The sequence below is a fragment of the Leeuwenhoekiella palythoae genome, assembly GCF_900130045.1.
GTDB lineage: Bacteria > Bacteroidota > Bacteroidia > Flavobacteriales > Flavobacteriaceae > Leeuwenhoekiella > Leeuwenhoekiella palythoae.
Genome location: NZ_FQXT01000003.1, coordinates 457,111 through 473,366 on the forward strand (window position 1 = coordinate 457,111; position 16,256 = coordinate 473,366).

Consider the following 16,256-nt stretch of genomic DNA (forward strand, 5'->3'; position numbering starts at 1 on the left):
ATTTGAAATATAAGACTTGCGCAAGGGCTTGACTTCGTAAGAATTAATCAAAATTGATACTATGTAATTCACCCGATATCATTTCTACCTCAACCTCATTTTCTTCGGTCTTTAAATCTTTCACGGGAAGTAGATCCTCTGCGCTCCAAGCTTCACCTGAATTTTTCCAAAGCATAAGCGTTGCATAGATTTTGTTTTTATCCTCCGGCGAAAATTCTGCAGACACATTGATCACCGCACTGTCATCTGCCACCGGATGCAAGTCGGTTTTCTCTATAACATCAACATCTTCCCACCCAGAAAGCGGCACCATAGCAAGTTGATATTGCCCATTATCAATGATGGTCGCAGTATAATCTCCAACTTTTTGAGTGCTTTGCTCAATTGTTTTTCCATCTATCTCAGGAAGTGAATAATGCCCAAGGCGCATCGCTACAGGAACCTCACTGGTCTGCTTATCTACACGCAAAATACCGTTAGCTAAGGGAATGTCAACCAACTGCATATGCACTTGATCATTGGTTTCCAAAACTGCATCACGATAGTATTTTCCGTCTTCATATTTTTTGAAAGTATATAGACGCCACGGCTCCCATTCTTCCTTTGCATTTTTAAAAACGTAATTCATAGAGATGGTACCGTCCGGATCGTCGGCTTGCCAAGGAAATTCCGAATTATACGACAACTTGTTATAGTTCTCACTACTGCGGAAGCCTTGCCAATCGTCTGCTTTTCGCTCGTGACACCAGGCTCTGATCTCCGAAGCTCCAATCCCGGGATAATCGGTTAGCAAAACGTTTGAAGCTGCTTGAAATTTATTATACACCGCATCATCTTCAAAGCGTGATGCCCAGGGTCCTTCATTTTCGGTTGCGGTCCAGAACGCATTATCTTCCGGAAGTAATAATCCTAAAAAGGCTTTACCCATCCAGAATACGCTACCTCGCGTGCTATAATTTTGTACTGCGGGTTCAAAATGATCGTAAAAACCAAGTGTTGGAATTCGATCTTTTAAAAACTCAGGATTCTTTAAAAATTGAAGCAACACCCCCGAAGAAATCCGACGCAACCAACCCAAATTAATCGTGTCGTCATCAAGCGTTCCTGCAAAAGGAAACGGACTCATAGACGCGATGCGATAACTAATACTTCGCCCGAACATGATCATTTTTCCATCTTCAGAAAACATATATGGATAGTGATACACCAAATCTTGAAAGTTGGTCTTAAAAGCCTTAGCGATCTCCGGGTAATGCGTGTTTCCATAAACCGATGCCCACATAGGTCCATATACCTGAAATGCCCACATACTGTAATAATCGTACGCAGGATGATCGTTATACCAGCCTTGGCCGCGATAATCTGCTAGTGATTTGTTCAGATATTCTTCAAGTAAAGGTTTGTTTACCTCATATCCTTGCGCATCAAAAAAGCTTAACACAAAAATGTTGAAGAATTTCCAGTTAGAATCTACCGTTGGTCCATCACCATAACTAAGCATAGAAGCTGCCAGCGCATCTTTATCTTCCTGACTTAAAGGTTCCCAAAGGGTTTCCGGAGAAATAAATAAGGAAATTGCTAGCGCGCCGTATTCAACGAGATTCTGGCTGGGGCCACCGTTACCACGAGGTTTGATAAACGCCTCACTTTCGGGATTTGCCAACTTCGGAATTTGATGCTGGTAATATTCGGCTACTTTGATTCCGTTTAAGGTAAGGCCCGGTTCCTTTTTAAGTAAGGGTGCAGCGACAAATAACGTACGTACGAGACCTTCTAATTTCTCCGTAGGAACCCTGCTTATATCGTGCGGATAACTCTTTCCGGGAAGTTTAGGAAACTTCATCGGGTCATCTAGATCATCAATATAACTAAAGGCTCCTTCTAGCAAATAGCGCGCTGCATCTTCCCAATGTTTACGTGTCATTCCCGTCATTGGACTTAACTTATAATCCGGAGCTTCTACCTCAAAAAGCGGCATTTCACCATCAACCTGCTTAGCCGGTTTTATTTCTTGAGCTTCCATAGAAGCCATAGTGAATAGCACCACGCAAAAACCTGTGATGTATCTTATTTGTTTTACTAAAATCATAATTGTTATTTATTCTGAATCGACAAAGCGTGCCATTTCTGAAGCAGCAAGCAAATACGCTCCTACTCCAAAATCTGCAGTAGAATTGACATCTACCACTTGTCCGGGAATGGCTTTTTCACCAATGGGTTGCACATAGCCTACGCTACCATCATCTTGCAAAGCAACTTCCGTGAGATATTCCCAGCTTTTTTCTACTACAGGCAAATAGGTTTCTTCCTCTAGGATATCATTATTTATTCCCCATAAATATCCATAGGTAAAGAATGCTGTGCCGCTGGTTTCTGGTCCCGGAGCATGCTCAGAATCTAGTATACTGCGCGTCCAGTAGCCTTCGGGCTGCTGCGCTTCCTTGAGTGTTTTTGCCATTTTTTTGAAGCGATCAATATAAGCTTGTCGATATTGAGCATCTTGCGGCAAATCCTGAAGCACTTTAGCTAAACCGGCAAACACCCAACCGTCTCCACGTGCCCAGAAATCTTTTTTTCCGTTGAGGCTTTTATGCTTAGGGTAAACATATTTCGCATCGCGAAAGTATAATCCGGTTTCCTCATCAAGCATTATGCTGTCTGCATACGCTAAGTATTCGTTGAGTTTTTCTAGATACTGTTCGTTTCCAGTCACTTTATACAATTTGGTCATCACCGGCATCACCATATATAAACCATCTGCCCACCACCAATAATCATTATTAGGAGTGCTCATTTCATACTCCATCACCTCCTTTGCTCTGGCAATCTTTGTAGGATCTTTTGAACCTTCAAGCGTGTAGAGGTCAATATAGGTTTGAAATGCAATTTGCCAATCTCCAAACAGTACGTGCTCGTCGGTTTCTCCGTAGTTGTATTTCCATTTGGATTTATCCTGTGACTTGGCTCCCATCCACTGGTTATATTCAGCCCAGGCTTTAGAATAGTCCAAAAAGTCTTTATTCCCGGTCACTTTATAGGCTTCTATATTTCCTGTATGATAGGCTGCCGGATGCCAAAACGCAAAACCGGGTTTTGGATGGGTTTCCTGCCAGTGTTTATTTACTTTTTCAATTATGGCTAAAACCGAATCCTTCTCTTGTGGTATGCCGGTAACCTCAACCTCAGCATCTTGAGTATTAGAGGTACTATCTCCATTGCTTTTACAACTACTGAGCACAACGCCTAATACTGCCGAAAAAAGAAGTGTTTTAAAGTGGTTATTCATTGTTAATCTATTAATTAGTGTTTTATTTAATCTTTAATGTGCGTGGTCAATTGATATATTTTCACCACTCCAGATCTTTTTTTGTGTCCAGGAGGCATAGGGATCAGACCATAAAGGTGCTGTTTCAGGTAACCCTAATATTAAGAAAGCTTCAGAGCATAGGTAAAGACTTCCGGTGGAGATATAACCTTCTCCTATATTATTTTGAGCTCCAAATAAACCTACTTTAAGCCATCCGTTGTCATCGAAAGTTCCAGGTGCCTCAATTTGTCTTTTTATCATCACGTATAAAGCTTCGCGCACTTGAGCAGGCTCTACTTCTTCTGGTAATTCTTGCCTAAGCGCGATATGAGACAATAACTGAAAAGCACCAAAACGATATGCCAAAGACCGGCCAATAGGAGGATAAGTACCTTCCGGACCTATGAGACGTTCTTGTATTGAAGCATAACGTTGCGCTCTATATTTTACGTTGTCAAAATCCTTCTTACGACCATTATCTGTTTCTTGAAGAGTTTGATAGATATCAAGTAAAAAAGGCTGAATTACAAAACTGTTATAATAATCCCAGTGAAACTCTGGTCCATCGCCATACATACCATCACCTAGATACCATTCTCTATGTTTATTTAAACCATACTCTATTCGTAGTAGATCTCCGCTATTATCAAATTTCTCTAGTGCAGCTTCAACCATTCCCGAAAATAAAAGCCAATTGCTGTAATATGGCTTTATTACCCGGGTAGACTTTAAAGCTTCAATTATACGCTCCTGAACCTCTTTATCTAATTTTTCCCAAATCTGGGTAGGAGATCGTAATAGTCCTTGTGCTAAAAATGCGGCATCAACAAGTGGTTGAGCATCTTTATTAAAGTTCATGAAATCATCTGATTCCGGGTTGGTTGCATTATCTAAACAGCGAATTACTAAATCGATATATTTTTTACGCAATTTTCCCTCCGAAGTATCATCTGGGCCTAATTCTAACCAAGGAGCCATCCCTGAGTACAATCTGCCAAAAGCCTCCAAATACGTCACGTGAGTACGATCATCCCAAGCACCAGGAGAACGCTCTACCGGCATATTCTTTTTTAGCTTTTCTTCAGCAAGATTAGTTAAAACAGGGTCGGCTATTTTAAGCAGCGTCTCAACCATATACTCTCTTTCCTCCTTTTGAGCAAGAATTTTAAAGCTGAATAGATTAACTGCTATAAAACTAAAGATAAATAAGCCTTTAAATTTTACCATTTTAGATGTTGATTATTGGTTTTGATCTGTTTTCTGATAAACCCTAACATAATCTACCAGGTATTCTTTTGGGAATTCGGTTTTTGAAGGATCTCCGCCGTTAGAACCAATCGCGAGATTGAGCAAAATATAATGAGGCTGCTGAAAACCGTTAGATCCATCAGGATTAATAGCATCTGCTAAATCAATTTCGTTTAGTAATTCATCATCGAGATAGAGTTTGATAAACTCAGATGTCCAATCCATTTTCCAGATATGGAATTTTTCAGCCCATTGCGGGTCTTTCGCTATAAATTCAGAAAAGGGAATTTTAGCACTATCCCACGATACATTTCTCCAATCAGGCCCCCACGCGGCATTTGCTAAAATATGAGGCTTACCGCCTATTTGATAGAATTCCATCACATCGATCTCTCCATTAGAAGGCCAACCTTTTTCGACACCCAAAGTCCAGATCGCCGGCCACATTCCGCTTGCCGTATCAATTTTTGCACGCACTTCTAGAATTCCATATTTAAACTGAAATTTTCCTCGAGTATTGATACTTGACGAAGTATATTCGGCCTGCTGGCGGTTCTGTTTCCAGTTCGTAGCATCTGCCTTAAAATTTGGATTAGGGATTTTTTCCTTTCTTCCAGTAATGACTAAATTACCCTGCGCTACCGAAGCATTATCCTTCTGATACCATTGTAATTCTTCATTGCGGACAAATCCTTCTTCATAACTCCAAGAAGCCGCATTTGGCTTATCACCAGAATCGAATTCATCGTGCCAGATCAACTCATAACCCCTGGGAGCCTGAATAGAATCTTCGGTTGACTTTTCTGACGAAGATTTACAGCTGCTGACTAAAACAATTGACACTAACGTAAACAGTACTCTTGTTAATCTAGCGGTATGTAGGATGGATAGCTTCATTTTATTTTGAGATCAATAATGCGCCGCCTTCACCAAGGACATCAATTTTCAATTTTCCGCTTGATTTGACCTTCACTGTTTTTTGAGCTGCGGTTTTATCTTTTGCATCATAGATAAACGTTGCTTCAGCATTTTTAAACATCGGTAAGTCTAGTTCAAGTGTCTTCTTTTCTTGCTCACCATTAGTGACTGCCAGATACCATGTATCTCCTTTTCTTCGGGCAATTGCAACATAATCACCGGGTTCGCCGCCAACATAAACCGTCTCGTCCCATACGGTGGGGACCGCTCTTAAAAAGTCTAAAACAAATTCTGGCTGCTCGTCAAGGTTGTTTGGCGTTAAGCCAAAATGCTGAATAGGTGAAAAATAAAGTACGGCTGTAGCCAGTTCAAAAGCATCCGTAGTTTTACGCACAGTTCCTCCTTTTTGATCTTTGCTTAAGCGCTTATTTAAAAACACCGGTGCAAAGTCCATCGCTCCCACAGGGTTACGTGTAAAGGGTAAAATCGTGCTGTAATACGCGTGTTTGTCTAGCGCATACTGCGTAAAAATCAAATTTTCTGAAGCTCTAACCGCTTCTGAAGTGACATAGTTGGGATACATTTTTTCCCAGCCTCGGGGAAGCGTACAGCCGTGAAAAGTAATTGCTAAACCATAATCGTTACCATCATTTAAAATATCTTCATACAGCTGCATTGTCATCTGTTTGTCTCCGCCAAAAAAATCGATCTTCAGACCTTTTACGCCTATTTCTTGTAACCACGCCATCTCTTGCTGGCGCTTGTAGGCGGTGTTCATAAAGTCTTGCGGCGTTTGTGGAGCATTGTTCCAAAATCCATTGGAGTTGTACCAAAGCACCACATCCACATTTTTTGAATTGGCATAAGCCACTAATTCTTCCATCTTCTCGCGGCCAATATTAGCATCCCACCAATTGTCAATAAGCACATATTCAAAATTTAAAGCTTCAGCCAGATCAATGAATTTTACCTGATCTTCATAATTGATGCTGTTATCTTGCCATACAATCCAACTCCACGTCGCTCTTCCCATTGTATAATCTTGCGAAGCCTCATAGCGTTGTTCTACCAGATCAAACGAAGCAGTTGTTTCTACAATAGGTTTTAAAGTTTTTCCCAGAGTAATCGTTCGCCAAGGCGTTTGTGCCGGCATCGCCATAGCGGCAAAAGCATCTCCTAAACCATTATTTTCTCCTTCTTGAGGAAACGCTATCGGAAACAATCCGTTTTTATCTGATTCTCCTAAGCGTGCCCCGGGATAGCTTCCATCTACATTGGTTTCTGAAATGAGAATCCATCCCTTTTCAGCATTTTTAAATAAAGCCGGAAAAGTATAGCCCACACCATACTGAGATTGAGTTCCCAAAGCTTCATCAAAGGTATATTCTTCCTCATACGAAGGTTTGGTTTGCTCCCAGCCTGTCATAGGTAAAGCTTGAGGAGTGATAAAAGAAGTAGCATCATCAGGTAAATTGAAACCAGTTGCTTCTTCTAAGATTTTGACTTTAGTATTGCGCTCCTTTGCGGTGAGTTTGTAAGCAAAAGCCACATCACTATTGCTCACTCTAAATTGAACCGCCAAAGTATCTTCGTTTGCATTTACGAACTTTACAATCAGCTCATTCGCATGATATTCTACGTGACTTACTTTAGCCTTTTTAAGATCGTACGCTTCCTTTATTGCTGAAGAACCCTGTGCCGCATACGACAAGCCTTCAGAAAAATCACCTATCGAAGTTTTTAACCCTAAAGGGGAATCTTCCATAAAGAGCACATCATCTACATGAATGGAATATACAGGCTTTTCATCTTGTAGCCCTACTTCAACGCCAATATGTTTGTCAGGGCTACTAACTTTTACCGGAAGCTGGCACCACGCAGTTTGACCAGTGAGTATAAAAAAAAGACTTACTAAACTTGCTATTCTAAATTTCTGCATGCTTTTAGTTGTTTAAAAGAGATAAAGTGTAGCTATACGTATATTCTTGATCTTCCAGGCGATACTGTTCAAAAGGGTATTGTCCCCAACTGTTGAGACCTCCTAAGCCGCGTTGTTTTAAATCAATATGCAGATAAACCTCATCTTCAACGGTTAAATCTGTAGGGTGCTTCTGATCTTTGGTCGCTCCGGGATCAAGATCTTCGGTTGAAATATGCAACGCGCTAAACCCTAAAGGTTGTGCTCCGGTAACTTTTAAACCGTTGCCGTTTCCGTCAGAAAGGCTTAACCAACGCGTATCTGTATGGTAACCTGATTCTTGCGGACGAATGTACGTCCACGTAAATTGATTTTTCACATCGTCTTGATACACTCCCAAGAAGGCAGACTCTTTTCGATCTGAATAATTTTCCCAAGGTCCGCGACCGTAATATTGCAATTGATCGTAGTCTTCGTTTAAAACCATACGCATTCCAAAACGTGGAATTTCAGGAGTTTTTTCATCATTAATTTTGATCGAAGCGGTAACTTTTATGTCACCCGAATTTTCGATGAAATATTCGACGGTATAGACTGCATCAATTTCCGGAAGTTGATAAGTTACTAAAACAGGTAGTCCTTCTTTAGTCTGCACGCCTACTTGGCTTTTGGTCACCACAGCATTTGCGGTGGCGTCTTTCCAAGCTTTTAAACGACCTGGCATTCCGTTCCCAAAATCGTTATCCGTTGGCGCACGCCAGAAATACGGCTGCGGAAATTGAGCGATCACCGCAGAACCGTCTGCCAACTGGTATTTGCTTAATTTTCCTTTTTTCAGATCAAATACACCCGAAACCTCAGAAGCAGTAAAACGGAGTTGGTCTCCATCTTTCTTAAAACTAAGTGGAGTCTCGGTTGATGAAATTGTTTCTTCAGCAAAATAATCGGTTTCTCCTAGTTTGAATTGTTCTTTAGCCAACTCAAAACCGGCCGGAACTAAAGCTGTAGCAGCTTTTGTAGTTGCATAAACATTCAAGAGATATTCAGCATCAGCAGTTTGCGGAAGGTTTAAATTGATCAACTTATACGAATTGGGCGCAACAGCGGCATCAAAAGTTCCTGTTTTAACCACATTGCCATTTTCTAGAAGCTCCCATTTAAAATCGAATGCCTCCAGATTGGTATAGTTGTATTTATTTTCCACTCTTAAATTTGATCCGGCTAAAGTAAAATCAATGTTTTGATATACCTTTTTTACTTCGGCTAAAGAAGGATGCGCTTCACGATCTGCTGTAATGAGTCCGTTTGCATTGAAGTTCTCATCATTCTGCAGATCTTCACCGCCAAGATCTCCACCATAGGCCCAAAACTCGCGACCATCCTCAGTCTCTGCACGTAGTCCTTGATCTACCCAATCCCAGATAAATCCACCTTGCATATGCGGACTGCTATCAATAATGTCCCAATATTCTCTAAAGTTTCCGCTACTGTTTCCCATTGCGTGAGAATACTCGCACATGATGAAAGGGCGAGTCACATCGGTACGTGCCGCATATTCTTTCATATGTTTTATTCCCGGATACATAGGTGCAACCACGTCTGTATTTCGGTTTTGACCTGCTTGTTCAAAAGTTACCAAACGGGTTGGGTCAGTTTCCTTCAACCAATCGTACGCGTCATAAAAAACAGGACCATTACCACACTCATTACCCATAGACCATAAAATGATCGAAATATGGTTTTTATCCATCTCATACATTCTTTTTATGCGGTCTAGATGCGCCGCAGCCCATTCTTCTGAATACGCCGGATGTTTTGATTTATCAAAATTTCCTTGCCACTCAGCACCCATTGCGTGCGTTTCAATATTCGCTTCATCCACGATGTAAAAACCAAACTCATCAGCCAGATCATAAACCTGTTGGCCGTGAGGATAATGACTCATACGCACCGCATTGATATTATTGCGTGCCATCAACTCAAAATCTTTGCGCGTGATTTCGAGATCTGGAACGTGGCCTTTATCAGGGTGATGCTCGTGAAGGTTTACTCCGTGTACCGTTACCGCTTTTCCGTTTACGAGAAGTTGCGCGTTTTTGAGTTCGACTTTTCTAAAGCCGGTGCGGCCTGAAGTAGCCGCAAGCGGATTACCCTTTTTATCTTCTATTGCAAGTGTATAGGTATACAGAGTTGGAGTTTCTCCGCTCCATAATTGAATATTTGGCAATGATTTTTCAAAAGAAAGTGTACCTCTATCTTTAGGAACTTCTTTTTTCTCGGCAAAAACCAAATTGTCTTCCGCATCAAAAAGCGCTACTTCTACGCGTGCTTTTTTGATCTTACTTTTTTCAAAAGTGCGCAGATCAACTTCCGCTGAAAATTTGCCTGATTTATAATCTGAAGTCAAATCACTAACGACCTTATAATCCCAAATCGTCGTTTTTGGCATCGCTTGAAGGAATACATCGCGCTCAATTCCGCTTAAACGCCAGAAATCCTGATCTTCAAGGTAACTACCATCATGCCAGCGAAACACCTGCACCGCAAGAAGGTTTTTACCCTCCTCTAAAAATTCGGTGATATTGAATTCTGCAGGAGTTTTAGAAGCTTTGGTCATCCCCACTTCTTCGCCATTCACAAAAATGCGGGCATATCCCGAAATAGATCCGAAACTCAATAAAACTTCTTTATCCTCCCAGTTTTCAGGAACTCTGAATGTAGTACGATAACTGCCGACAGGATTGTAAGCATCGTCAATAAATGGCGGATTCTTAGGAAACGGATAGCTTACATTGGTGTAAATAGGAATGTCAAAACCTTCGGTCTCCCAGTTTGACGGTACTTGAATGTTGCTCCACGCACTATCATCAAGATCTACCTCATAGAAATCTGTAGGACGCTCAGCCGGAGTTTTTACAATATCAAACTTCCACGTACCGTTGAGACTTTTGTAAAGTTGCGATGCTGTGGCTTCGCGTGTTTTTGCTTTTTGCGTAGACTCATAAAGCACAAAAGCGCTTCGGCCTTCTTCTTTATTGCGGTCTATAATCTCGGGATTCTCCCATTCATTTTGTGCTTGCTGGGCGGTAGCTCCCCACAAACATAGTATGCTTAGTAAACTTAAAACTGTTTTTTTCATTGAAACGCGTATTGGGCTTATTTAGGGTTAGTGAGTATATTTTGTAAATTAATTTCTAATATGGAAACGGGAGTTGCAGGCGCTTTAGAGAGGCCTTCTCCATCTATCTGAGTAACTTTTTGTTTAAAGAGGTGAAGCGCTTTGGTGTGCTTGTATAATTCTTTGTCAAAATTGGGTTCCCAATCCCCAATGTTTTCATCAGAAAGGTCTTTTACCTGCCATTGAGTATCGGTTTTGAGATCCTTGTAGGCCAGAGAAATTTTGCTTCCTCGAAGATCATCTCTAAAAATTAACCCCAAAATCTTCTTCCCTTGATTCTCATAGATAAAAAGTTCGGGGCGAGAGATCGGTATTTTCTTAGTACCGCCACCACCAAGCTCGAAACCAGAGTTACGGAATGCCGTATTCTCCTTTTTCCAGATTCCATCTTCTAGATAAACGATTTGGTATTGCGTTTTTCCTTCTTCATTCCAGTAATTGGCAATAAATGGATTTCCCGTTTTATCAGTAGTCATCGAGGTTTGATTGATCAAACTGCTGTTTTGCGGAATCCTATAGGCATATTCAGCAGTGCTTTCAGTTATGGGGCCATCATAGACTTGCCCTGTAGTGCGCTCCCAGGTTTCGCCTCCGTCAAGAGATCGCGCATAAGCGATGTCGTGATTGGTGCTTACGTCCCAAGTCTCGCGCCAGACCCAAGAAAGATGCACCGCACCTTGAACATCTACATAGGCTTGCCAATAGGCATTACGCAGCTCTTCCCCATCGATTAAATTCTTGTGCAACTGTCGCCACGTTTTATGCGCTGTGTCATATCTGTTTAAAATCAAAGTGCCTCTACCTGACTGCCCAGACCGATACATAAACAGTACATCCCCATCAGGAAGATTATAAAATTGCGGGTAAGAAACTTTTTCTTCTTCAATACCTGTCATTTCATGCTTTTCGCCTAACTCAAGACTCAGTGGAGCTACACTTTTTGCATACCGCAACGAGTTGTCGTGATGATCCCAGCTTACGTGCAGATAGCCTTCACCATCTACCGCCAGGCTTATCGCATTGTGCGCATCTGTAGTTTTACCGGTATATTCGGTTTTATTGAGTTCCCAATCCCCATCAGGTAAGCTACGCTTGGCCAGAACTACATGCGCATCCTGATCGTAATAAGCGGTAAACTGAGTGGTATTAAATGTGGTAACCGCGTTCTGTCTAAAAATTACCGTGTTTACAGAATTTGCAGACCAGCCAAGACCAATTTCCTTTTCTTGTAAAGTTGTACTAGGTTTTATAGCGTTACAGCCGTTGAGGGCAAGCGCACTTGCTAAAACTAGAACAATTAAAAATCTTTGTTTTTTCATATATTGGCTTATAAATGTATCGAAAACATTTATAAATTTTGACTATACTTGTTTTCCCAAGATAGTTTCTTTAAGAAAACGTGAATTATAGTATATTATCTAAATACTGATTTTGATTACTCAAAACTATTTTTTACGAAATCGAAATAGTTTTAAAGTCATTGTACAATTTTCTTAAAACCTTTTGGCTATTAAAGGGTAGGAAATGATTTTTTATAGGGGGTTAACTGTTCAAACCGCTATAAACACTGGAACACAAAGCAAGACTAGCCGGTGGCTGATCTCAAGTATAACGTAATCTCAAGTTTTATGTTTAAGAAAATAAGCCTCTTTATACTACTCTTTACACAGGTATGCATTGGCCAATATGATAATCACGACAGACAACTTACCTTTTATAAGCTCGATACCGAAGATGGGCTTTCTAACAACCTCGTGCGTGTAATAGAACAAGATACGCTTGGCTTTATTTGGATTGGCACCGCCGATGGTATCAACAGATATGACGGTAATGATTTTACGGTTTTTAGAAAAGAAAATTCGGCGCTTGCAAACAATTATCTTCAGAATATTGTACATCACACCAATACAGGAAATCTTCTTATAGGTAGTGATGGTGGTTTTGACCTTTTTAACTTAAAAACCAATTCATTTGAGCATTATAATGCGGCAAACACCATTCTTTCTAACAGTGTGAATTCATTCGCCTTCACAAAATCGGGAACGATTTACGCCGGAGATTTTGGAATTGGCATCCGTGTTTTTAAAGATCAAAGTCAACAAAAAGTATTTAAACACGAAGCTCAAAATTTTCGCTCCTTGTCCTCAAATGAAATCATTTCACTTCACGTGCAAAATGATTCGATCCTTTGGGTAGGTACGCGTCACGACGGCTTGAACAAAATAAACCTAAAAACTCAAGAGGTTTCTCGAATACCAATACAAGGCCGCACAAACTTTAGGGTAAATGCACTTTTTATAGATCGCGATGATCACTTGTGGTTAGGCACGAATGAAGGAATCAAAATACTAACCCAAACCACTGCTCTTAACCCAACAGTTGTAGAAGGTTTAGTAGGAAGCGACATTACAAGTTTTGAGGAGGATGCCTATGGAAGAATCTGGGTAGGTACTTATGACGAAGGACTTAAGATCATAAGTAAATCTAAACCACTAAGAGGATTCAATGATCTTAGTATAACCAATTATTTACCGAAAGATGATGGTACCAGTGTGTTTAACGCAACCGTTTTTTCGATTAAAAAAGACCGAAGTGGAAATATGTGGCTGGGCACGTATGCCGGTATAAACTATGTGAATCCCCGGGGCGAGCCGGTGAAATTGATCACAAACAGTTTAAATGGAACCGAACGCATAACGCACAACCGCATTAATGCCATTGCAGAAGATGCTTCCGGAAAATTGTTCATAGGTACAGACGGCGGCGGTGTGGATCAATACGATCCTAAAACCAATACTTATGCGTATGCTGTTTTTAACGAAGCTAACGCCCTAAAAAGTAACCACGTTTTAAGTTTACTTCAGGACACTGACAATCAATTATGGATTGGCACCTACCTGGGTGGTTTAAGCAGGTATAATAAGACCACTAAACTATGGCAGCATTATCTACAAGGAGAACAAAAAGATGGGAATGATGTTCGCGTGTTATACCAGGCTAAAAATGAACTTATTTGGGTAGGCACAAACAGAGGTGGCCTATTTGTATATGACAACGCGCGGGACGCCTTCAAATACATTGCTGAACTGGGAAAGGTTGATGTACGCGATATCGCTGAAGATAGTCGAGGCAATCTGTGGTTGGCAACCTATGGCAATGGGATCATTCATTATAATTTAGAAAGTGAACGTAGCACACATTATAATTCAGAAAATCTTGAGGGGTTAACGACCAATGTGGTATTTAGTATTGTGGTCACAGAAGATGATGCGATCATTGCCGGTACTAAGCACGGCGGTCTTGTTCATTTTAATCCAGAATCGAAAAAAGCGCTCAATCTTAGAGAAGATGACGGATTGAGCAATAATACCATCAACAGCATCATTGCGCACGATAGCAACTCTATTTGGCTGGGAACCTTTAAGGGAATTAGTAAATACGATCCCATTAGTCATAAAATAGAAAATCTAACCCGTTTTAATAATATTCATAAAAGTGAGTATAATCCCGGTGCTGCGCTCAAGGCTATAAACGGAGCGCTTTATTTTGGGAGTAATAAAGGTCTGAATCAATTTCGCCCTGAAAATTTAAAAAACTACACCACTTCTGAAGCCTTAGTTATTAAAGACTTACTCGTTTTTAATGAATCGGTTGCAATAGAACCCACGAATAAAAAGGCCATACTCAATCAGGCAATGCCTTTTCAAGAATCGATACAATTAAACGCAGAAAATACCGTCTTCTCTATAGATTTCACAAGTTTAGATTTTCCGATCGCTAACAATACCCAATACTCATATATTTTAGAGGGTTACAACGACCACTGGATCGATCTCAAAAACAGCAACCGCATCAACTTCAGCAATATCTCTCCGGGTTATTATACGCTAAAAGTTAAAGCCGAAACACTCGCATCAACTCCTTTGTATAAAGAATTAGCTTTAACCATTTTACCTCCGTTTTGGCAAACCTGGCCTGCTTATCTCTTCTATATCGTCACGTTAATCATTTTAATTTACAGCGGATTAAGATACTATTCAGAACGCGTTTACCTCAAAAACTCGTTGCACTTTGAGCAGAAGCAACGCAGATTAGAACACGAATTGAATGAAGAGCGGGTACGGTTTTACACGGGTTTCAGTCACGAATTAAAAACTCCCCTGACCCTTATTCTCGCGCCCTTAGAAAATCTACTGGATGAAATTGTTCACAAACAACATCGTAAAAGTCTCAAACTGATTAAGCGTAATGCGCATAATCTACATCAGTTTATCAACAAACTTCTAGAATTCAGAAAAAGTGAAGAAGGACTCAGTCAATTGACCTTAAACAATTATAACCTAACTAAAAATTTGTCTAATTGGCTTGGGGTCTATGAACCGCTGCTAAAAAAGAAAAATTTAGACCTGGTGATTCAAATGTCACAAACACCTATTTATATCTACTGTGATCTGGAGAAAATTCAGGTGATTGTGAACAATCTGATCAGTAATGCTATCAATTATAGTCCCGAAAACAGCACGATCAATATTGAACTTTCTCAAGATGAAGAAGCGGTGTTTTTAAAAGTTATTGATCACGGAAGCGGTATTAATAGGCAAGATCTCGAGCACATCTTTGAATGGTACTATCAAGCCAATACCACTTTAAAAAAAGACGGAAGCGGAATTGGGCTGGCCCTCAGCCGAAGGTTTGCTTTACTGCATAACGGCACCTTAGCCGTAGAAAGTAAATTAGGCGCAGGAAGTACATTTACCCTCAAACTACCTAAAGATGATAGTTTAGTAGACGCCTATCTCGAAGGAGATAAACACGCTACTGAAAACAAAAAGTTCATTGAAGCATCTATTCAAAGTGCCACCGAGAATGGTATTGAAACGCAGACCACACAAGCTATGCGCATTAAACCAGAAAGTCAGCGCGCACTCATTTTAGTGATTGATGACAATCCGGATATATTAGACTTTCTTGACACTTCGCTTTCTCAGGATTATGATCTGATTCAAGCTGAAAATGGTGAAGAAGGTATTGCGCAAGCTTGCAAACACGTTCCTGATTTAATTATTAGCGACGTTATGATGCCCATAAAAAATGGAATAGATCTGTGTAATTATATTAAGAACAGAAAAGAAACTTCGCATATTCCTATCATTTTACTTTCGGCTAAAAGCAATACTGAGATGATCGCAACAGGATATACTGAAGGTGCTGACGATTATATTTTAAAACCTTTTAACTTACAGCTATTGAAAGCCAGGATAGAGAATCTAATAGATTCGCGCAAGCGGCTTTTAAAAGCATATTCTGAAAATGAAAATACGCTAGAAACCATAGATGATGATCAAAAACGACTGCTTGATGTTGAGAAGAAATTTTTAGTAGAATTCCATCAGATAGTTGAGGAGCAAATGCAACAAGGTATTAAAACCGTTGAAGTTGTAGCGCAAGAAATAGGTATGAGCCGCTCCTCTCTATACCGAAAAATCAAAGCGATCACCGGCAAAAACATCAACGAATATATACGGAATATCAAACTGGACAAAGCTGCGCAACTCATCGAAAAAGAACAGTTTACAATTTCACAGGCAGCGTACGAAGTAGGTTTTGGTGATGCCAAGTATTTTAGAAAAATCTTTAAGGAACGATTTGGGAAGACTCCCTCTGCCTTTAAACCAAACTAAAACATA

At 40.4% G+C, this 16,256-nt stretch carries 8 protein-coding genes; 1 reads left to right on the forward strand and 7 read right to left on the reverse strand.

Annotated features, from left to right (window positions below; genetic code table 11):
• Nucleotides 1-43: 43 nt before the first annotated feature.
• Genes BUA96_RS09235 through BUA96_RS09265 form a run of 7 tightly spaced genes read right to left on the reverse strand, consistent with a single transcriptional unit; the run spans nucleotide 44 to nucleotide 11,888 of the window.
• On the reverse strand, nucleotides 44-2,089 hold the full coding sequence (locus BUA96_RS09235) for a DUF2264 domain-containing protein (RefSeq protein WP_072982467.1): 2,046 nt from the start codon (nucleotides 2,087-2,089) through the stop codon (nucleotides 44-46).
• A 9-nt stretch (nucleotides 2,090-2,098) separates the two neighbouring features.
• Nucleotides 2,099-3,286, reverse strand: coding sequence for a glycoside hydrolase family 88/105 protein (locus tag BUA96_RS09240; RefSeq protein WP_072982469.1), 1,188 nt, complete (start codon nucleotides 3,284-3,286; stop codon nucleotides 2,099-2,101).
• Between the two features lie 33 nt (nucleotides 3,287-3,319).
• The gene (locus BUA96_RS09245) at nucleotides 3,320-4,534 is read right to left on the reverse strand and encodes a DUF2264 domain-containing protein (protein WP_072982470.1); all 1,215 of its coding nucleotides are present in this window, start codon (nucleotides 4,532-4,534) and stop codon (nucleotides 3,320-3,322) included.
• 12 nt (nucleotides 4,535-4,546) lie between these two features.
• Nucleotides 4,547-5,452, reverse strand: coding sequence for a glycoside hydrolase family 16 protein (locus BUA96_RS09250; RefSeq protein WP_072982472.1), 906 nt, complete (start codon nucleotides 5,450-5,452; stop codon nucleotides 4,547-4,549).
• 1 nt (nucleotide 5,453) lies between these two features.
• Complete coding sequence (locus BUA96_RS09255; protein ID WP_072982474.1) at nucleotides 5,454-7,412, reverse strand: glycoside hydrolase family 97 protein; 1,959 nt, start codon at nucleotides 7,410-7,412, stop codon at nucleotides 5,454-5,456.
• Between the two features lie 4 nt (nucleotides 7,413-7,416).
• Nucleotides 7,417-10,530: a beta-galactosidase, LacZ type gene (locus BUA96_RS09260; RefSeq protein ID WP_072982476.1), complete on the reverse strand. Its 3,114-nt coding sequence runs from the start codon at nucleotides 10,528-10,530 to the stop codon at nucleotides 7,417-7,419.
• Nucleotides 10,531-10,547: 17 nt separating this feature from the next.
• The gene (locus tag BUA96_RS09265) at nucleotides 10,548-11,888 is read right to left on the reverse strand and encodes a BNR repeat-containing protein (protein ID WP_072982478.1); all 1,341 of its coding nucleotides are present in this window, start codon (nucleotides 11,886-11,888) and stop codon (nucleotides 10,548-10,550) included.
• A gap of 309 nt (nucleotides 11,889-12,197) precedes the next feature.
• On the opposite strand from BUA96_RS09265, the gene BUA96_RS09270 reads away from it, so the two are divergent.
• A complete protein-coding gene (locus tag BUA96_RS09270) occupies nucleotides 12,198-16,250 on the forward strand; it encodes a hybrid sensor histidine kinase/response regulator transcription factor (protein ID WP_072982480.1) in 4,053 nt (1,350 codons plus the stop codon).
• Nucleotides 16,251-16,256 lie beyond the last annotated feature (6 nt).

Bases quoted from the DNA above. Each gene is read 5' to 3' on its own strand.
- BUA96_RS09255 (WP_072982474.1), bottom strand. From the start codon at position 7,412: ATGCAGAAATTTAGAATAGCAAGTTTAGTAAGTCTTTTTTTTATACTC.
- BUA96_RS09235 (WP_072982467.1), bottom strand. From the start codon at position 2,089: ATGATTTTAGTAAAACAAATAAGATACATCACAGGTTTTTGCGTGGTG.
- BUA96_RS09270 (WP_072982480.1), top strand. From the start codon at position 12,198: ATGTTTAAGAAAATAAGCCTCTTTATACTACTCTTTACACAGGTATGC.
- BUA96_RS09245 (WP_072982470.1), bottom strand. From the start codon at position 4,534: ATGGTAAAATTTAAAGGCTTATTTATCTTTAGTTTTATAGCAGTTAAT.
- BUA96_RS09250 (WP_072982472.1), bottom strand. From the start codon at position 5,452: ATGAAGCTATCCATCCTACATACCGCTAGATTAACAAGAGTACTGTTT.
- BUA96_RS09265 (WP_072982478.1), bottom strand. From the start codon at position 11,888: ATGAAAAAACAAAGATTTTTAATTGTTCTAGTTTTAGCAAGTGCGCTT.
- BUA96_RS09240 (WP_072982469.1), bottom strand. From the start codon at position 3,286: ATGAATAACCACTTTAAAACACTTCTTTTTTCGGCAGTATTAGGCGTT.
- BUA96_RS09260 (WP_072982476.1), bottom strand. From the start codon at position 10,530: ATGAAAAAAACAGTTTTAAGTTTACTAAGCATACTATGTTTGTGGGGA.